The 19,635-nt window shown below is 58.0% G+C and carries 15 protein-coding genes; 13 read left to right on the forward strand and 2 right to left on the reverse strand.

The features are described from left to right. Positions 1-16 precede the first annotated feature (16 nt). The 4 genes from WCO56_04580 to WCO56_04595 all read left to right on the forward strand — a co-directional run bounded on the left by WCO56_04580 (position 17) and on the right by WCO56_04595 (position 5,041). Positions 17-2,545, forward strand: coding sequence for a response regulator (locus WCO56_04580; protein MEI7728820.1), 2,529 nt, complete (start codon positions 17-19; stop codon positions 2,543-2,545). A 31-nt stretch (positions 2,546-2,576) separates the two neighbouring features. Further along, positions 2,577-2,699, forward strand: a complete 123-nt coding sequence (locus WCO56_04585; GenBank protein MEI7728821.1) for a hypothetical protein — start codon at positions 2,577-2,579, stop codon at positions 2,697-2,699. A 177-nt stretch (positions 2,700-2,876) separates the two neighbouring features. Continuing rightward, entirely contained in the window at positions 2,877-4,181 is a 1,305-nt protein-coding gene (locus tag WCO56_04590; protein ID MEI7728822.1) for an acetylxylan esterase, read from the forward strand. Between the two features lie 47 nt (positions 4,182-4,228). After that, positions 4,229-5,041 (forward strand): sugar phosphate isomerase/epimerase family protein, encoded by an 813-nt coding sequence (locus WCO56_04595; GenBank protein ID MEI7728823.1) that lies wholly within the window; start codon positions 4,229-4,231, stop codon positions 5,039-5,041. A gap of 29 nt (positions 5,042-5,070) precedes the next feature. On the opposite strand, the gene WCO56_04600 is transcribed toward WCO56_04595, so the two are convergent. Together WCO56_04600 and WCO56_04605 are read right to left on the reverse strand one after the other, a co-directional pair. Beyond that, positions 5,071-6,489 carry an MFS transporter gene (locus WCO56_04600; GenBank protein ID MEI7728824.1) on the reverse strand — a complete coding sequence of 473 codons (1,419 nt, stop codon included), beginning with the start codon at positions 6,487-6,489 and terminating at the stop codon, positions 5,071-5,073. Between the two features lie 56 nt (positions 6,490-6,545). Further along, positions 6,546-9,521: a DEAD/DEAH box helicase family protein gene (locus WCO56_04605; protein MEI7728825.1), complete on the reverse strand. Its 2,976-nt coding sequence runs from the start codon at positions 9,519-9,521 to the stop codon at positions 6,546-6,548. Positions 9,522-9,567: 46 nt separating this feature from the next. Here WCO56_04605 and WCO56_04610 point away from each other — a divergent pair, with 46 nt between their 5' ends. The 9 genes from WCO56_04610 (at position 9,568) to WCO56_04650 (ending at position 19,593) form a co-directional block, all read left to right on the forward strand. Further along, the gene (locus tag WCO56_04610) at positions 9,568-10,596 is read left to right on the forward strand and encodes a zinc-binding dehydrogenase (GenBank protein ID MEI7728826.1); all 1,029 of its coding nucleotides are present in this window, start codon (positions 9,568-9,570) and stop codon (positions 10,594-10,596) included. A gap of 80 nt (positions 10,597-10,676) precedes the next feature. Next, complete coding sequence (raiA, locus tag WCO56_04615; GenBank protein MEI7728827.1) at positions 10,677-11,030, forward strand: ribosome-associated translation inhibitor RaiA; 354 nt, start codon at positions 10,677-10,679, stop codon at positions 11,028-11,030. Between the two features lie 96 nt (positions 11,031-11,126). After that, positions 11,127-12,401, forward strand: a complete 1,275-nt coding sequence (locus WCO56_04620; GenBank protein ID MEI7728828.1) for an amidohydrolase family protein — start codon at positions 11,127-11,129, stop codon at positions 12,399-12,401. Between the two features lie 345 nt (positions 12,402-12,746). Beyond that, the gene (locus tag WCO56_04625; protein ID MEI7728829.1) at positions 12,747-13,472 is read left to right on the forward strand and encodes an SDR family NAD(P)-dependent oxidoreductase; all 726 of its coding nucleotides are present in this window, start codon (positions 12,747-12,749) and stop codon (positions 13,470-13,472) included. A 54-nt stretch (positions 13,473-13,526) separates the two neighbouring features. After that, a complete protein-coding gene (locus tag WCO56_04630; protein ID MEI7728830.1) occupies positions 13,527-14,735 on the forward strand; it encodes an 8-amino-7-oxononanoate synthase in 1,209 nt (402 codons plus the stop codon). Between the two features lie 4 nt (positions 14,736-14,739). Further along, positions 14,740-16,158 carry an adenosylmethionine--8-amino-7-oxononanoate transaminase gene (gene bioA, locus WCO56_04635; GenBank protein MEI7728831.1) on the forward strand — a complete coding sequence of 473 codons (1,419 nt, stop codon included), beginning with the start codon at positions 14,740-14,742 and terminating at the stop codon, positions 16,156-16,158. Positions 16,159-16,179: 21 nt separating this feature from the next. Next, entirely contained in the window at positions 16,180-17,100 is a 921-nt protein-coding gene (locus tag WCO56_04640) for an SGNH/GDSL hydrolase family protein (GenBank protein MEI7728832.1), read from the forward strand. A 139-nt stretch (positions 17,101-17,239) separates the two neighbouring features. Further along, positions 17,240-17,983 carry a 3-deoxy-manno-octulosonate cytidylyltransferase gene (kdsB, locus tag WCO56_04645; GenBank protein MEI7728833.1) on the forward strand — a complete coding sequence of 248 codons (744 nt, stop codon included), beginning with the start codon at positions 17,240-17,242 and terminating at the stop codon, positions 17,981-17,983. Continuing rightward, the gene (locus tag WCO56_04650; GenBank protein ID MEI7728834.1) at positions 17,980-19,593 is read left to right on the forward strand and encodes a CTP synthase; all 1,614 of its coding nucleotides are present in this window, start codon (positions 17,980-17,982) and stop codon (positions 19,591-19,593) included. Before kdsB ends, WCO56_04650 begins: the two co-directional genes overlap by 4 nt. Positions 19,594-19,635 lie beyond the last annotated feature (42 nt).

Genomic DNA, 19,635 nt, shown 5'->3' on the forward strand with positions numbered 1-19,635 from the left:
ATAACAAAACCAATTTATGAACTCTCCTTTGCCGTCCACTGCTTCGCCCAACCCACCGGCCGAAAATCCCAGCCGGATCATGGTGTTACTGGTGGATGACCAGCCGATGATCGGCGAGGCGATCCGGCGCATCCTCGCCAACCAGACCGACATTGATTTTCATTTTTGCGCGAATCCGGCTGACGCCTTGGGCACCGCGCGCCAAATCAAACCCACGGTGATTCTCCAAGACCTCGTCATGCCCGGCATTGGCGGCTTGGAACTCCTCAACGAATACCGGCTGGATCCCGTCACCAAAGATATCCCCGTCGTGGTGCTGTCCACCAAAGAAGACCCGGTGGTGAAAAGCGAATCATTTGCGGCCGGGGCCAACGATTATTTGGTCAAGTTGCCGGATAAGATCGAACTCCTTGCCCGCGTCCGTTACCACTCGCGGGCTTACAACAGCCTGCTCCAGCGCGACGCAGCCTATCAATCATTGCGGGAAAGCCAACGTTGCCTCACAGAAACGAACGATGCGCTTTTATTGGCCAATCGCAAGCTGGAAGAAGCCACCCAGGCCAAATCCGAATTTCTGGCGCTCATGAGCCATGAAATCCGGACGCCTATCAACGGTATTATCGGCACGTCCGAGCTGCTGGCAGACACGAAGCTGGACGAAAACCAGCAGGAGGCCCTCCACGTCATTCTCAACAGCAGCGAAGCCCTGCTGGCCATCATCAACGACGTGTTGGATTTCTCCAAAATTGAGGCGGGTAAACTGGAGATGGAGCATGTCCCCTTCGATCTGGTCACCTGCCTTAAAGACGCATTTGACGTCGTGGCTTTGAAAGCGGCGGAGAAAAATCTGGATTTGATCTGCCATTTTGATGCCGCCGTCCCCACCCATTTGGTGGGCGACGTCACCCGGGTGCGCCAAATTTTTCTGAATTTGCTTGGGAATGCCATCAAGTTCACCGCGCAAGGTGAGATCGTCGTGCGGGTGCAACTGGACGCCGCCGCCTTCAATCACCGTCAACCTTCAGCCACCCCCCTGCGGTTCTCCGTTCGCGACACTGGCATTGGCATTTCGCAGGAAAAACAGGAACGCCTGTTTCGCCCCTTCATGCAGGCTGACAATTCCAGTACCCGGCAATACGGCGGCACCGGGCTGGGCCTGTCCATCAGCCGCCGGTTGGTGGAACTGATGGGCGGGCGGATTTGGCTGGAGAGTGAGTCTGGCAAAGGTTCCACGTTTCACTTTGCCATCGCGCTCCCGCCGGCGGCTCCCACCCGCCGGGCGCCCTGGCTGGAACCCCAGCCCGGGTTATCTGGAAAAAAGGTTCTGTTGCTGGAAGATAATCAGACTTTTCAAGGCATGTTCCGTGAACTGGCCCAAAGCTGGAACCTGGGTGTCTGGTCCGCCGTGTCCACCGATGAAGCCCGCGCCATCTTGAACCAAGAACCCAGCCCGGATGTGGTGATGGTGGACGAGCAGTTGCCTGCGGGAGATGTTTTTTCGCTGGTGGATCATCTCCAGTCATCACGCGGCGGCAAAAGTCCGGCGCTGGTTTTGCTCACCTCGCAGCGCCGGCGGCGCGATCCACTCCAGTCCGCGCGCTTAAACGCCGCCTTGGTGCTTAAAAAACCGGTCTGGCCTCAACAGGTGCTGGACACCCTCCTTCGCGCGGTGGGGAGCGCCGTCACCGCGCCCACTGCCTCCAGCGCGCCCGCCCTAGACTCCACCATGGGCGTCCGCATGCCGCTGCAGATTCTTTTGGCCGATGATAATGAAATCAACCAGAAGGTCGCGCGGGCGTTGCTGCGCCGCTTGGGTTATGAAGTTCAGGTCGCCCGCAACGGCAGCGAAGTTCTTCAGGCGTTGGAAGAGCAGCTCTATGATTTGGTGTTCCTGGATCTTCAAATGCCGGAAATGGACGGCTATGAAGCCATGCGGCGGATTATCGCCAAATGGCCGGCCGAAAAACGGCCATGGGTGATCGCCATGACTGCCGCCGTCCTGCCCAAGGATCGGGAAAAGTGCCGGGCGGCGGGGATGAGTGATTTCGTGATTAAACCGGTTCGGACGGACGTCCTGCAAGCGGTCATTGCCAAATGGTATCCGCTGGTCGCGGCAAGGCGGGCGGCGAGCCGTGCCACTGAGCCGCAACTGACTGAGGATTCCCACGGCTCGCTCGAACAGAGCAATTTATCGCCGTTTGAATCTGAACGCCTTGAGGAAATCAGCGGCGGCAATCCAGTCAACCAGCGGGACCTCATTCTCTTGTATCTGAATCAGGCCGGCGAACTGATGCGCCTGCTGGACGCCGCCATCCGCCGCCAGGACTTCCTTGAGGCCGGCCGACACGCGCATAAATTGGCGGGTTCCAGTAGCGTCTGTGGCATTAACCACGTCGCACAATCGCTGCGAGTGATCGAGCAGTTGTGTGAGTGTGGGCAGCCAGCCAAGGTGCCGGAACATTTCGCGGTGACCGTTCAACAGTTGGAAATCGCCCGCAAGGCCTTGACCGAGTATCTTGAAAAACTGAAACCCCATTCTCCCTAATTTGCGGCTTCACCTTTCTAACTCGTTGGGTATGGAACTGGTCGCCAAAACCGGGCAGGAAACCGGCACCAAGGCTGCTTCTCTTGATTTCCAATTTTACTTCATCCTTTCCCATGCTCTTCCGGCCTCGCCCCCTTCAGCCTTCACCCATTAGTTGACTGCCGCAGAGTTTTTCCCTGTCTTCGGACTCAAACGCCGCACCGTGACCAGTTCGAGGAACCCATAAAAAACATTCGCGGCCAATACAGGGTTATCCAAGGATTGAGTTCGCAGCGCTGCTGACCGCGTCAGGGGCTTGCCTTGCTCCCGGCATTTGCATTAGGCTCGCCGCATGAATACTACTTGCGCGATCTTTTTGCTTTCTGCCCTGGCAGTGGCGCTGGCAGGCAACGCCGCTGCCGCCGACCGCCCAGATGTAAATTACGATGAAGCCAAAGTGGGGGAATTGACCCTGCCCGATCCGCTCACGTTTTCCAACGGCAAACCAGTCAAGAACGTCAAAGCCTGGCAGCAGAAACGGCGTCCGGAAATCGTGAAGCTTTTCGAGACGCACATGCAGGGTCGCAGCCCCGGCAAACCGGCGGCGCTCTCCTTTCAGCAAATCGAAACCGACCCGCAAGCCTTGGGCGGCAAGGCCACCCGCAAACAGATCACGGTATATTTCACGGCGGACAAGACCGGTCCCAGCATGGATATCCTGCTGTACCTTCCCAATCAGGCGATTAAGCCCGTACCGGTTTTTCTGGGACCGAATTTTGGCGGAAACCATGCCGTGAACACGGATCCGGGCATCAAGCTGTCGCAGCGCTGGATGCGCGATGACAAGGAGAAGACCGTGGTGAACAATCGCGCCACCGAAAAGGCACGCGGCAAGGAGGCCGGCCGCTGGCCAATCGAAACCATCCTGGACCGTGGCTATGCCGTGGCCACCATTTATTATGGCGATCTGGAACCGGATTCCACCAATGGCTGGACGCAGGGCATTCGCGGGTATTATCTCGCGCAACAGGGCAAGACCGAGTTTGCCCCGGACGACTGGGGTGCGATTGGCGCCTGGGCGTGGGGATTAAGCCGCGCGATGGATTATTTGGAAACGGATCGCGCGATTGATGCCAGCCGAGTGGCCATTATGGGGCATTCACGCCTGGGTAAAACCGCGCTGTGGGCCGGGGCACAGGATGAGCGTTTTGCCATCGTCATCTCCAACGATTCCGGGGAGGGGGGCGCGGCGTTATCACGGCGTTGGTTTGGGGAAACGGTGGGCATCATGAACAAGAGCTTTCCGCACTGGTTCAACGACAACTACAAACGCTACTCCACCAATGTCCCCGCACTGCCCGTGGATGCGCACTTGCTGCTTGCGCTGATGGCGCCGCGCCCAGTCTATGTGGCCAGCGCGGAGGAAGACCGCTGGGCGGACCCCCGGGGCGAATTTCTTGCGGCGAAAAACGCCGAGCCGGTATATCGGTTGTTTGGTTTGGAGGGCCTGGGGGTCAGCGAGATGCCCGGCACCAACCAGCCCGTCGGCAAAACCATTGGCTATCATATCCGCACCGGCAAACACGACGTAACCGATTATGATTGGGCGCAATACCTGAATTTTGCCGACCGCCATTTCAACAAAACCAAACGTTAATCAAAACTGCGCTTGCAACCGGACACTAAAAACGGGATTTTTCACTTATGAAATTTGCCATCTGCAACGAAATCTTTCAGGGTTGGACCATTGATAAGGCCATGTCCTTTGCCAAACAGGCGGGATACGACGGCATTGAAATCGCGCCGTTCACGCTGGCCAAATATGTGACAGACATTCCTCAAACAGAACGCCAGCGCATCCGCGAGACGGCAGCGCGCCTGAACCTGGAAATCAGCGGCATCCACTGGGTGTTGGTCCAAGCGGAAGGGATGCACCTGAATCATCCGGACACTCAAATCCGGGAGAAGACCGCGCGTTACTTTTGCGAGCTGGTGGATTTCTGCGGCGACTTGGGCGGCAAGGTCATTGTCGTGGGTTCACCCAAACAGCGCAACGTGATGGAGGGGGTGACGCCACAACAGGCATGGGAATGGGCCGCCAATACGTTCCGGCCAGCGGTGGAGCGTGCCGAACAGCGCGGGGTCACCATCTGTTTTGAACCATTGGCGCCGGTGGAGACCAATTTCATCAACACCGCCGAGGAGGCTATCCGCTTTGCCCGCCAGTTCAACAGTCCGTCCATGAAGATCATCCTGGACGTCAAGGCGATGTGTTCCGAAACCAAACCGATCCCGCAAATCATCCGCGAGTCCAAGGGGGAATTCGCCTATTTCCACGCCAACGACCGCAACCTGAAGGGACCGGGATTTGGCGACGTGGATTTTCACCCGATCGCCGCCGCCCTGCGCGAGGTGGGGTATCAAGGTTATGCGTCGGTGGAAGTGTTCAAGTTCGAGGAAGGCCCCGAAGCCATCGCCACGCGAAGCATCGCGTATCTGAAGCAGGTTTTTTTATAATCGCCGAGGTCCTTGTGCTTGCATTCGGCCTACCTGCCTGCCGCCGGCGAAGCCGGGGCGTGCATGCCTTTGGCCACCCATTTACGCGCCAGCCACAGGCCGAGCGGGGAACTCATGGCGATGCAACCATAGATGAACCACAAGGTCCCGGTGTGCAATTGCGCGACCGGGGTATTTTCGGGGCAGTAGGTGCTGAGCAGGTAACCGGAATAAAAGCCCGTGGTGCCTTTGGCCATCAACCACGGCACCTGGGCGAGGCCCATGAATTGAGCGACGCGGCCGGGCGGCGCCAGTTCACTGGCGTATTCCAGGAAGCGTGCCGACCAAAGGGCTTCGCCGATGGAGAAAATCACAAAGTAGGTGAGCAGCATGGGCAAACTGGGGCCGTAACAAAGCAGGAAGGTGGGCAGCGCGGAGACCAGGGAACCAATGATCATCATGGTGTAGACATTGGTGCGCCGCGTCAGCGCGGTCAGCACCGGCACGCCCACGAAAATAATGGCGGGGTTGATCCAGTTGATCAGCCATTCCATTTTATCGCCCACCTCTTTCGGGTAAGAGCGCAAAATGTATTGGGGCATGGTGAGCCATTGATGCGCGAACAGCGTGCGCACCGGCAACAGCATGAAAATGAAAAATACAAACCGCTTGTTGCCAAACGGCCCCTCCAGAAAATAACTTTTGAAGCGTTGCCAAAGGGGTGGCTTGGAGCGGGATGGATTATCCAGCACGGCGTCCGGTCGCAACTTGGCGGCCTCGGTTTTGCGGGTCATGAGCAATAGGAATAACAGCAGTGTCAGCACCGTCAACCCGCAGCACAACCAGTTCACCGCTTGCACGCCGGAGCCCGTCACTTGGGCCAGTGACCGACTCATGGGATCAGCCGTCGCACCAGGCTGATGGCCATCCAGGATATTTTGCACCCCGGGCCGGATCCAGGAGGACAGGGTGCCGATGCCCACAATCCCCAGATTCATGACAGCATAAATCATCGCGTAGCCCATCGCGCTGGTTTTGGCATCCGTGTATTGCTTCACCCCGGAGTAACAGACTGGTTGCAACATGCCGCTGCCGCACGCCACCAACAACAAGGCCATCATGGCCATGATGGCCATGGAGCTACTCCCGCCACTGCTGGCGGCCAGACAGTAGAGCGTCCGCCCGAGAATGGTCACCAGCAGGGCACAGACAATGGCGCGGCGCAGACCCAGCGCCTCCGTAAGGCTGCCCACCCCCAGCATGAACAGGGTGACGAGCATGGTGAACACGCTCACAGCCATGCCCGCATGGGTATCGCTCCACCCCAGGTCCTTGCCAAGATAGATCGTCATCAGCGTCAGGATTCCGAAGTAGGCGGCGGAATCCACCACAAACGCACCGATGACATACCACAACGCCCGTGGTGCACCCGCGAGATCCGTGAATGATTGGGTTAGTTGCTTGAACATGGAATTAATGCGCGGGGCTTTTCATCAGCAATTAATAATGGATACCTTGACCGGGTTCAAGCGGCAGTTTTATCGCCTTGGGATCGCCTTTGACGATGTGCCAAGGCGCGCACGATGGTGTCCAGGACGTGATCCAGATTTTTACCAACATCCTCCGCCAGAAACCGCAACACGAAATAGCCGTGCTCCTGGAGCAGGGCGTCTTTCCGCCGATCACGGCGATAGGCTTCGGGATCATTCAGATGCTGTGCGCCATCCAACTCGATGGCCAGGCTGGCATCCGCACATAGCAGGTCCACTTCCATCTGCCCACGTCCATCGAACGGGATTGGCAACTCCACATTCAGGCGAAAACGCCCGGTGGTATCCGGCAACGATTCAAGCCGCCGGTATAAAAAAGCCTCGGTTGCGCTGCGAGCGCGATCCGTTCCCTCCGCTTCAGGCGCTGGGGAACGGGTGACATGCACAAATAGATTCGCCAATGGTTGGTCAACCCCATCACGAATAAGCCGCCGCACACTGGCGGCATAATCCTTTTTCCACTCGGGATCAATTGGCAGCGGAACCTCGGCGGGCCAGCCAGGCAGGGCGCTGGCCGGCAATAGGATCGCATAGCCAAGCGCTTCATATCCCCTGCACCGCCGATCAAACATCCCGGCAAACATCGGGACATTGAGGTCGGCATAATCATAGATTCGCACTTCGTGTTTGTCATGATGAAGACGATGCAACCGACCGGCGTATTGGGCAATGGTGCCCCGCCAAGACACCGGCAAAGCTAGGAACAAGGTGTCCAGCCGAGGAAGGTCGAACCCTTCGCCGATAAATCCTCCGGTGGCCATGAGCACACGCCCTTCACTCTCAGGGAGCGCTGCCAATCGCGCATTGGCGGCCAGCAAGTCTTTCTTGGTCATTCCCCCCTGCAGAATAATAATATGGGGAATTTCCGATGCCAACCGTTCAGCCATGAGCCGCAAGTGTTCGGTGCGTTCGGTTAATAGCAAGGGGAACCGGCCTTCGCGCACAACGCCCAACACATCGTGGCAAATCATTTCGTTGCGAGGCGCGTCGGTTACCAACGCCTTGTACAGTCTTTGAAACTCAACGCGCCGATCCTGCTCTCCCAACTCTGCCAACATCCGAAAACCAGTCGGGCGCACATACACATGATGCGCAAAAGGTCGGGCCGCCGCCTGTTGTTTTGCATCAACACGATACCGGACGGGGCCACACTGCATGAAGATAATCGGGTGATGTCCATCTTTCCGGGTAACCGTGGCCGACAGACCGGTGACAAATTTTGCTTTGGCCCGGCGGGCAACCAATTCAAAACTCTGGGCAGTCACGTGATGGCACTCATCCACGATCAAGTGACCATAGTCTCCGACGCGGTCATCCACCACGCCTTTGCGCACCAGGCTTTGGATCAGCGCCACATCCAAGGTGCCGGTCATTTTCTTCCGTCCTCCACCGATCCGACCAATCGCTTTGGCCGGCAATTCAAGAAACGATGACAGACGCTCCACCCACTGATCCAACAACTGCTGACGGTGGACAATCACGAGCGTATTAACCCCGCGTTGGGCAATCAGCCAGGCGGCAATCACGGTTTTTCCAAAAGCCGGCGTAGCGGAAAGCACCCCGATATCGTGCGCACGCATGGCTTCGGCAGCCATCTGCTGCTCGGGACGCAACTCGCCGTGGAATGAGACGGTCAATGGGGTGCCGACCAATCGTTCGTCGCGGAGTGCCGGCTTGATGTTCAGATCACGAAGCAAGGCCTTAATGTCAGACAAGCAGCCGCGCGGCAAACCCAGGTGCAGTGGGCAATCCTCAGCACAGTCAATAACGCGTGGCTTGTCATAGGTCGGCAGCCGCATGGCTTGCGCCCGATAGAATTCGGGATTTTGAAACGCGGCCAGGCGGAGCAGACGATTGCGAAGCGGCGGCGGTAAATTCTCCTTGGCAATGTAAATCTGGTCGCCAAGAACCAAATCCAAACTTTCTGGCAACGTTCCGGTGATGGGGGTTTCTTTGTGCCGCCGCGAAGGCGATGCCAGCCACGGAGTTTCCTCACCTGGCTCCGCCAGAACCAAGCGCACGCCAACTATTTTCCCCCGATTTTCCGCATCGCACACAATGGCTTCGACTTGTGGTCGGGTGAGTTTGCGCACCGACGCCAGAAACATCCATTGGTCCGGATGAGGATTAAACTCTTCGTCAAGAAACACACTGTTACCGCGCGACCTTGGCTCTTTTTGCAGAGGCAAAGCAATCAGGTTTCCGAAACCGCCACTGGGTAGGGTATCCTGATTGGGAAACAAGCGGTCATAAGAACCCAATCCGATGTCCGGACGGTTTTCCATCGTTTCGGTTAAAAGGTAGGAACCGAGATTTCGTGCAAGACGTGCTGGAAGTGCCTCTTCAAAAAACATCCAGACGTGGCCGCCGTTACCGGAACGGGATCGTTCGAGTGCGGTAGACAGCTCAAAGCGTTTGCAGGTTTGCATGAACGCGCCGGCATCCTCCTTCCAAGTGTCCCGATCGAAATCAGCAGCCAGAAAATAACAGGTCTCATCCTGAAGCATCGGGTATACACCCATGATGAAATCACGCCCTTGGCCATCCCGCCCGGAGAGGTGCCAACAGATGACCTCATCGGTCACCGGCAGCAGACGTCGGCTGGCACAATCAGTACACTTGACCTTGGGTTTGAAACAGATACCGCGAACCCATTCGTTGGCACACGCTGGTTGGTAGCCAGACTTGCCGGTTTTTCGACTCTCAAAACGCCGGGGATATACGTCCTCCCGGCCGCGAAACAGCGATCGGAAGAGGGCGATTTTGACGGCGGGCACGGAATGCTGATTGATTCCTGCATTTCCCTGCTCAGGAAACAACGTCGCCATTGGAATGGCAGTTTCTGCCGGAATCACCTTCGCGCTCATGTTAAAAATGTAGCGGGGAGCCGCCGTGCTGTCGAGACAGGAAGCATGGCAAAAATGGAAACGGATTGTGTGTCGCCGTTCCATGGAATCAGGCTTGTCTTTTCAAACCAGCGTGGTTTGAATACCCGGCATGAAGGCTGTACAATTAATTGCTCATGGTGCGCCGGGAAAACTCGAACTGCGGGATCTGCCCGATCCCCAGCCCGGCCCGGGCGAAGTGGTGGTGCAGGTCATGGCCTGCGGGTTGAATCATCTCGACTTGTGGCTCGAGGAAAACGGTTTACCCATTCCCCCGGTGCTGCCCCGCACGCCGGGTTGTGAAATCGCCGGGCGTGTCGTGCAGATCGGCCCCAATGTCACCCTGTGGAAAGCGGGTGACCGGGTGGCGATACAATCCAACATCTTCTGCGGCACATGCGAGTATTGTCAGCGCGGCGAGGAATCCATGTGCCTGCGCGGTGAACTGTTGGGCATTCAGCGCGATGGCGGTTTTGCGGAAAAGACCCTGGTGCCCGCCCGCCTGTTGGTAGCACTGCCTGACACCGTGGACTTTGCCACTTCCGCCGCGCTCACCCTGGCGGGCAGCACGGCCATGCACATGCTCACGGACCGCGCCAAGGTCAGACCCGGCGATTGGGTGCTGGTGATGGGCGCCGCCAGCGGCGTCGGTTCCACCGCCATCCAGATTGCCAAAGGGCTGGGCGCACGCGTCATCACTACCGGCACGACCGAGGCCAAACGCAACCTCGGCAAACAGCTCGGCGCGGAGTTTGCGCTGGACCCGAATGATCCCAAATGGCCCGCCGAAATTCGCAAGATCACGAACAAGCATGGGGTGGACTTGGTCGTCGAGCATGTGGGCGGGGAAGTGTTGCTGAAGATCCTCGAATGTCTGGCACGTGGCGGCACGGTGGTGACTTGCGGTGCGACGGCGGGACGCGAGGTGAACCTGAATCTTTGGCCGTTTTTCGTCAAACAACAACGGTTGGTCGGCAGTTACGGACGCAACCGCGCGGATATGAGTGCCACGTTGGAATGGGCCGCCGCCGGCAAGCTCAAACCGGTGATCCATGCCATCATGCCGCTCGAAAAAACCGCCGAAGCCTTCCTGGCCCTGCGCAACCGCGTCGTGCTCGGCAAACTCGTGATTCAGCCATAATTGGCGGTTCAAAAAATAATAAACGCATTTTTTTAAAATCCGTACTGGCTTTTCTTGCAAAGATGGTTCATAGTTAGATCATGAAATTGGTTTTGACGACTCACAACATTACTCTCACCGACGCCATCGAAAACCATATCGTATCCAAAGTGGAAAAGCTGGAGCACTTTGACAAGTGGGTGGTGGACGTTCGCGTTACAATTGAGCATGACAATACCAAGGTGCCGGAACGCCAGTTTACCTGCCGCATGCGTTTGGGCGTCCGGGGCCGCGATTTGTTTGCGGAAGACCACGAAAGCGACCTCTACGCCGCGATTGATCTCGTGACGAAAAAAATTGAGCAGCAGATTCGCACCCGGCACAGCCGGTCCAAGGCCAAAAAACACACTGAAGCCGCCAAAGGCAAACAGAAACGCATCGAAGCGGGCGTGTAAGCTCGACCCGGCGCGTACGGCGCCGCCGATGAATCACGGCATCCGCCGCATGGCGGGTCGTGGCTGGTGACGTATAGCAAACGAGTGAATGCCGCCATGCTCCTGCGAGCACGCATTGTGGTTCCGGTTTCGACCCCGCCGATTGAAAACGGCGGGGTGGTTCTTTCAGGAGACCGGATCACCGCAGTAGGGCGGTGGGACGAGTTGCGGGTGGATCATGCCGGAGGTCCGGTGGTGGATCTGGGCGAGGCGGTCTTGGCGCCGGGCTGGATCAACGCCCATTGTCATCTCGACTATACAGGATTCGCAGGCCGCATTCCTCCACGCAAAAGCTTTCCGGATTGGATCAAACAAATTCTCGCCCTCAAAGCCCACTGGAGCTACACGGATTATGCCGCCTCGTGGGTGGCGGGCGCCCAAATGCTGGTGCGCAGCGGCACCACCACGGTGGCGGATATTGAAGCCGCTCCGGAACTACTGCCGGACATTTGGGCGTCCACTCCGCTGCGCATGCTTTCCCTGCTGGAGTTGACGGTGGTGCGCACTGGCCGGCCCGCACAAGCCGTGTTGGATGAAGCCGTGCAGGTGCTGGCCACGCTGCCGCCCGGCAGGAAGAGCGGCGGATTTTCCCCGCACGCGCCGTATTCCACCACTCCGGAATTGCTTCGCTTGACGGCGGAACAAGCGCTGGCCTCCGGCTGTCGGATGGCCATTCATGTGGCGGAGTCGCACGAGGAGTTCGAGATGTTCATGCACCGAACTGGATCGCTGCATGACTGGTTGAAGCGGCAACGCAACATGAGCGATTGCGGCCTGGGTTCACCCGTGATGCACCTGGCCCGACAGGGAGCCCTGAGCCCGTTCACCCTGGCGGTTCACGCCAATTATCTGGCTCCGGGAGATGCGGCATTACTGGCCAGCTCGGGCACCGGCGTGGCCCATTGCCCCCGCAGTCATGCGTACTTCCAGCATCAGCCATTTCCGCTGGAAGAGTTGCGTCAGGCGGGGGTGAACCTATGCATCGGCACGGATAGCCTCGCCTCAATGATCACACACCAGAAGCAATTGCCAACCCTGGATATGTTTGCCGAACTCCGCACGCTGGCCCAGGCGCAACCCGGCCTAAGCCCGGAATTCATCGTGCGCATGGCTACCCTGCACGGTGCGCGCGCATTGGGATTGGCCGGGCAGGCGGGCGAACTGACCCCCAACGCTCACGCGGATATGCTGGTGATCCCGGGAGCCGGTTCGCCAGACTCGGTTTACGAAAGCATAGTGCATCATCAAGGGCCGGTGCAGAAGGTGATGATCGGCGGACAGTGGGTGGAGATGCACGGCTCCAAGATAAATGATTACATGCCGGAAATCTGATGTGTTTTAGAAATGCCAACGGCGGTGTTCAATCATGGACGCGCGACCTTGAAAAGGATGGTTGGGAAGACACCAGCGTTCTGTACCCACTCACCCCGGCCCTCTCCCTTGGGGAGAGGGAGACCAGCATTCGGCTAAGTGAGATGCACGCACCGGTTCCGGTTGCCTACTGGCGCGCGCGCGGAATACGGAAGTCACGGACGCGCGTTACACTGCGTGAGATGTCAACAACCTGCAATTGCATTTCCCTCTCCCCAGCAACGGGAGAGGGTTAGGGGTGGGGAACTTACTGAGAGAGGTCAAAAAAGATTATTATTTTACCAACAAAATTAAAACTGATCCGACATGACTGCCACCCCTCAACCTTCACGCGTAGTGCTGATTACCGGCGCAGCAGGCGGCCTCGGAAAAGGCCTGGTCGCCGCGTTCCTGGAACAAGGCTGGCGGGTGATGGCCGGCTGGCATCAGCGCCATGCGTTCACGGAATCGGATTGCTTAATTCCGGTACAGTGGGATGTCACGTGTGCGGAACACGCTCAAGGAGCGGTGGGACTTGCCCTGAAACGCTGGGGGCGGGTGGATATGCTGGTCAATAACGCCGGGCTGACCAGGGACGCCGCGCTCGTCCAGATGAAAGCCGCCGACTGGGAACAGGTGCTGGGCGTGAATTTGAAAGGTGCCTTCCTGTGCAGCCAGGCTGTTTTGCGGCCCATGTTGAAACAACGTGACGGCCACATTCTGAACGTGACCAGCTTTGCGGCGCGCACTGGCACGCGCGGCCAGGCGAATTATGCGGCGGCCAAGGCGGGGCTGCTCGGCCTGACGGAATCGCTGGCGCGGGAAGTGGGCGCGCGTAATATTCGCGTGAATGCGGTGTTGCCCGGTGTGTTGCTTACCCCCATGACGGCCGGGCTGAAACCCGAGGTGCTGGCTGAATTTGAGCACGCCAATACGTTGGGCCGATTGAATTCCATCGAGGAAGTCGCGCGCTTCATGGTGTTCCTCGCTGGCACCCGGAATATTTCCGGCCAGCTTTTTCAGTTGGACAGCCGGATTGCGAGCTGGAGTTAACCTGCCCGTTTCCGCTGTTCATTTTTACCCATTCCGCCATAATTGCCGGTAACGATGTCGGATTTTGCAGCTCAGTTAAATCAGGAGTTGGAAGACATCCGCCGCAGCGGGCTGGTTCGGGAATTGCGCCGGGTGGATTCGCCGCAATCCGCGTGTCTCCAGATGGGCGGACGCGCGTGGTTGAACTTTTCCTCCAACGATTACCTGGGGCTGGCGGATCATCCGGCCCTGAAAGCGGCGGCCAGCAAGGCGATTGAAACCTTTGGCGCGGGCGCAGGCGCTTCGCGGTTGATTTGCGGATCGCTGGCCCCGCACCACGAGCTTGAGGATGCCTTGGCGGCTTTCAAAGGCGTGGAGGCGGTACTGAGTTTTTCCACGGGTTACGCGGCGGCGGTAGGGACCATTACCGCGCTGCTCGACAAAGACGATATTCTCATTCTCGACAAGCTGGTGCATGCCAGCATTGTGGATGCCGCTCGCCTGAGCGGAGCGCGATTGCGCGTCTTTGCCCACAATGACCTGGCCGATCTGGAAAAGAAACTGGCTTGGAGCCGGGCCCAGCGGGACGCCGCGCAAAGAACTACGGTAAAATCACCCCGCGTCCTCGTGGTGACCGAATCCGTATTCTCGATGGATGGCGATCAGGCGCCGCTGCCGGAACTGGTGGCATTGAAGAATCGTTATGATGCCTGGTTGATGGTGGATGAGGCGCACGCGACCGGTTTGTTCGGCGCGCGCCGCAGCGGGCTGGTGGAGCAGCATGGCCTGACCGGGCAGGTGGAAATCCAAATGGGCACGCTGGGCAAAGCCCTCGGCGCGAGCGGCGGTTTCATCGGCGGCTGCCTGGCGTTAAAAGAACTGCTGGTGAATCGCGCGCGCAGTTTCATCTACTCCACCGCCCCGGTGCCGGCAGCGGCGGCGGCCGCCCGGGCGGCAGTGGAATTGGCGCAGTCCGCAGAAGGTGCGGAACGATGCGCGACGCTATGGGCCCGGGTTCATCAACTGCACTCGGCGCTCCAGCAAACGAATTTAAAATTGGTGGATCCGGTAAGCCCCATTCTCCCGCTAATTCTCGGGCCGGAAGAACGCGCGATGATGGCCGCGCAACAACTGCGCGAGCAGGGATTCTTTGTGCCTGCCATCCGTTACCCCACCGTGGCACGCGGCGGCGCGCGGCTCCGGGTGACGCTGTCCGCCGCGCACAGCAAAGCCGCAGTCCAAAAACTGGCAGACGCATTGATCACCGTTTTGAGTCATTCATGACACCATGCACCCCCTAGCCAAACTTGATCGCGCCTTTGTCTGGCATCCCTTCACGCAGATGCGGGATTGGATGAAGCGGGAACCGATTGTCATCACCTCCGGCCGGGGGGCCGTGCTGCGCGACGTGCACGGGCGTGAGTATCTGGACGCCAATGCTTCCATCTGGACCAACCTGCACGGGCATCAGCATCCCAAAATCAACCGCGCCATCCAGCGTCAACTCGGCAAAATCGCCCACTCCTCAGCACTGGGTTTTGCCAATGAGCCGGCCTCGCTCCTGGCAGCGCAATTAGTCAAACTGGCCACCCTGCGCAGCCAACCCGACAAGCAGCCGGCTCCGATTCACAATCCCAAGTTAGCCAAAGTTTTTTTCTCGGATAACGGTTCCACCGCCACCGAAGTGGCGCTTAAGCTGGCGTATGAATGCGCCCGCCGCGCGGGAACGCGAACGCCACGGTTCCTTTCCCTGGAGGGCGCGTATCATGGCGACACCGTCGGGGCCGTGAGCCTCGGGCATATTGACCTGTTCCATAAGGCGTACGCGGGACTACTGTTCAAGACCGACCACGTCATGGCGCCCTATTGCTATCGGTGCCCGTTTAATCGTGCCAAACCGGAGCGGGCAGACGCGCGGGATTATCGCCAATGCCGGATGGAATGCCTGGATAAAGTGGAGCAAAAATTGGCGGCGCAAAAGAAACAGCACGGCGCAGCCTACGCTGGATTCGTGTTTGAACCGTTGTTGCAAGGCGCGGCGGGCGTGATTGCTCAACCAAAGGGCTGGCTGCGCGAAGCGGCAGCGCGCGCGCGTGCGCATGGCGCACTCTTAATTGCGGATGAGGTCATGACCGGATTTGGCCGGACCGGAACGCGCTTTGCTTGTCATCAGGAAGGCGTACAACCGGACTTCCTATGCCTGGCCAAGGGCCTGACCGGCGGATATCTGCCCATGGCGGCGACGTTAACCACCAATGCGGTGTTCAACGCGTTTCTGGGCGAGTACGAAGAATTCAAAACGTTCTTTCACGGTCACAGCTTCACCGGTAACCAGCTTGGGTCAGCAGCGGCGCTGGCCAGCCTGGAAATTCTGGAAAGCCCGACCACACACCGCGCACAGAAGACATTGGAGACAACCTTGCGCAGCGCATTGCAAGGGCTGTGGGAACTGCCGCAGGTGGGAGACATGCGGCAGGTCGGTCTGGTGGCGGGAATTGAACTGGTCCGCGACTGGCACAAGCGCCAGCCATTTGATTTACGGGAACGCGCGGGCATTCGGGTATGTGAAGCCATGGCCCGACGGGGTGTGCTGACGCGTCCCGTGGGCAACGTCATTATGCTGATGCCACCGTACTGCACCACACCCGCACAAGTGCGCAAAATCGTGCAGACGCTCTACGATGCAGTGAGAGAGGTTTTGCGCTGAGAAGGATGACGCTTATAACTTATGGCACCTCAAATAAAGAAATTACTGTGGTTGGTCGCAATAATGATTCTCATTATTGGCGCTGGGACCTACTATTATTCGCTATTCCTCACACATCCGCCGGGAACAGGCCCAGTTCAGATCTCCATGAGCGAAGCCAAGATAAGCACGGATACCAATGAGATATGGATAATTGGCCTTGGCGATAGTGTGACGGCAGGCTTTGGTGCCAGTGCCGGAAAAAGTTACTGGGATCTCCTGGTCAATAATGCACAGGAAGAAGACCTATCCCTTGGCGGCAAGTGCCTTAAGAGAATCTATCCCAACCTTATCAGCACCAATCTATCGAAATCGGGAAGCACCTCGCTGCAACATGAACGCCAACAGATTCCCCGGCTTCCCCGAGATGCGCAGCGAAAAGCCATCATTGTCATAACCACTGGAGGTAATGATCTGATTCATAGCTACGGAAAAGAGCCGCCAAAGGAAGGGGCCATGTATGGAGCGACACTGGATCAAGCCAAACCATGGATTCAGAATTTTGGCGTGCGGCTCGACAAAATGGTGCGTGAAATCAACACGCATTTTCCCAAGGGTGCAGAAATCTACATGGCAACGATTTATGATCCCAGCGATGGAACTGGAGTCATGAGACATACTGGACTTCCAGAGTGGCTGGACGGAGTCAAGATTTTAGCCGAGTATAACAAACTGATATTGAATTTGAATAAGAATCACCCAAACGTGCGTGTCGTCGAGATGCATCAGGCATTTTTAGGCCATGGACTGCATGCCCGGCATTGGTGGGAACCGTATTATGACCCGGCAGATCCGTTCTGCTGGCTGGCTTCAAATATCGAAGACCCCAATGACCGCGGTTACGATGCCATTCAAAGGTTAATGTGGAATGCTATCGCAACGAGAATTGTTCGTTCGCCATAAGCAAGAAAATTGGGCCGCTTCATTTGCCTGGCGAGTGGAGAAGGCAGCCGATATGATGGCGCAGAGGCCACGTCACAATTTTGTGACTTTATTGCATTTACAAGCCCACGGTGTTTCCCTCTAATGCATGGGCGTGGCGATGAACATACTTGGCATCATACCCGCGCGCTTTGCTTCGACCCGGTTTCCGGGCAAGCCGCTGGCCCTGATTGGCGGAAAAACCCTGATTCAACGGGTGGTGGAACGTTGCCGCCAGGCCCGTTCCCTGAGCGAAGTCATCGTGGCAACGGATGATTCCCGGATCGCCGAGTTGGCGGCCCGGTTTTGCACCGTTGAAATGACTTCCCCCGATCATCCCAGCGGGTCGGACCGCATTGCGGAAGTGGCGCGGCGCCGCGCCTGCGATGCGGTGGTCAACATCCAGGGGGATGAGCCACTGATTGACCCGGCGGTAATTGATGTGGTGGCGAACGCCTTGGCGGACAGCGAAATGTCCACGGCGGCCACGCCCATCCGCGATGAGGCGGAATACGACAATCCCAACGTGGTGAAAGTCGTTGTCAACGCCACCGGTCGTGCCTTATATTTTTCGCGCCGCACGATCCCGTACGTGCGTGAGGCCGCCAGCCGCCCAATCCGCGAGCAGATGGCGGCCTATCCGTTTTTGAAGCATTTGGGTATTTACGGGTTTCGACGAGAAACCCTGTTGCGGCTGGTGGGGTACCCGGTATCCCCCTTGGAAGCGGCGGAGAAACTGGAACAACTGCGCGCCTTGGATCACGGCATCGGCATCACCGTCGCAACGGTGGAGTACGACAGCGTGGGCGTGGACCTGCCCGGCGATGTGGCGCGGGTGGAACAACTTTTGAAAGCGCATTTATGAAATATATTTTTGTCACGGGTGGGGTCATCAGTTCCTTGGGGAAGGGCCTGACGGCGGCGTCCCTCGGAACCTTGTTGGAAAACCGCGGCCTCAAGGTCGTGCTCCAGAAGTTTGATCCGTATCTCAACGTGGACCCAGGCACGATGAACCCGTTCCAGCACGGGGAAGTGTACGTGCTGGATGATGGCGCGGAGACGGACCTGGACCTGGGGCATTACGAGCGCTTCACGCACGTCAAGCTCACCCGCATGAACAATCTGACGAGCGGGCAGGTGTACAAGACGGTGCTCGATAACGAGCGCAAAGGGGTGTACCTGGGGAAAACGGTGCAGGTGATCCCGCACGTCACGGATGAGATTCAAAAGCGCATTTCCACGTTGGCGGAGCAATCCAAGGCGGATGTGGTGATCACGGAAATCGGCGGCACCACGGGAGACATTGAGGGGCTGCCGTTTTTGGAGGCGATCCGCGAATTTGCGCTGGATGTCGGGCCGCAAAACGCCATCTTTATTCACGTCACCTACGTGCCGTTCATCAAGGCGGCAGGCGAACTGAAGACCAAGCCCACGCAGCAATCGGTGGCCAAGCTGCGCGAAATCGGCATCGCGCCCAACATCCTGGTGTGCCGCTGCGAGCATTCGCTGGACAAGGAACTGCGCGCGAAGATATCCCTGTTCTGCAACGTGCCGGTAGAGGCGGTGATTGAGGAGAAGGACGTGGACCACTCGATTTACGAAGTGCCGTTGATGCTGCAACGGGAACGGATGGATGAACTGGTGTGCCGCTATCTGCGCCTGGACACCCCGCCGGCCAACATGACGCACTGGCAGGAAATCATCCGCAAACTGATCGCTCCGGCGCACCGGGTCCGCATCGCGGTGGTGGGCAAATACATCGGTCTGCAAGACGCCTATAAATCGGTCTATGAAGCGGTCATTCATGGCGGCATCGGCAATGATTGCGGCGTGGAAATTGTGCGGGTGGACTCCGAGGATATCGAACGCCACGGGCCGGACAACATCCTGCGCGGCATGGGCGGCATTCTCATTCCCGGGGGATTCGGTAATCGCGGCATCGAAGGCAAAATTCAGGCGGCGCGCTATGCACGCGAGCATGGCATTCCCTATCTGGGGTTATGCCTGGGCATGCAAATCGCCACCATCGAGTTCGCGCGGAACGTGTTGAAACTGGAGGGGGCGCATTCGACGGAGTTCGATCCGCAATCACCGCACCCGGTGATTTGCCTGCAAGAGGATCAAAAAAATGTCACGGACAAGGGCGGCACCATGCGCCTGGGGCAACAAACCAGCCAGTTGAGCATGAACACGCTGGCCAGCAAATTGTACGGTGCCTTTGCCATTCAGGAACGGCACCGGCACCGCTACGAGTTCAACAACGCCTATCGTCAGCAGTATGAGAAGGCCGGCATGGTGTTCAGCGGCACCACCACCGATGGGAAACTGGTAGAAATCATTGAAATCCCGGCGCATCCATTTTTTATTGCCAGCCAGTTCCATCCCGAATTCCAAAGCAAGCCGCATGAGCCGCATCCGTTGTTCAAAGGCTTTATCGCGGCAGCCCACGTGTTCATGCATCGCAAACCGATTTAATATCGCGCTGAAGCTTGGCGTGCGGAGCCGGAGTCCCCGCGC

It is taken from the genome of Verrucomicrobiota bacterium (assembly GCA_037139415.1).
Classification (GTDB): Bacteria; Verrucomicrobiota; Verrucomicrobiia; order Limisphaerales; family Fontisphaeraceae; genus JBAXGN01.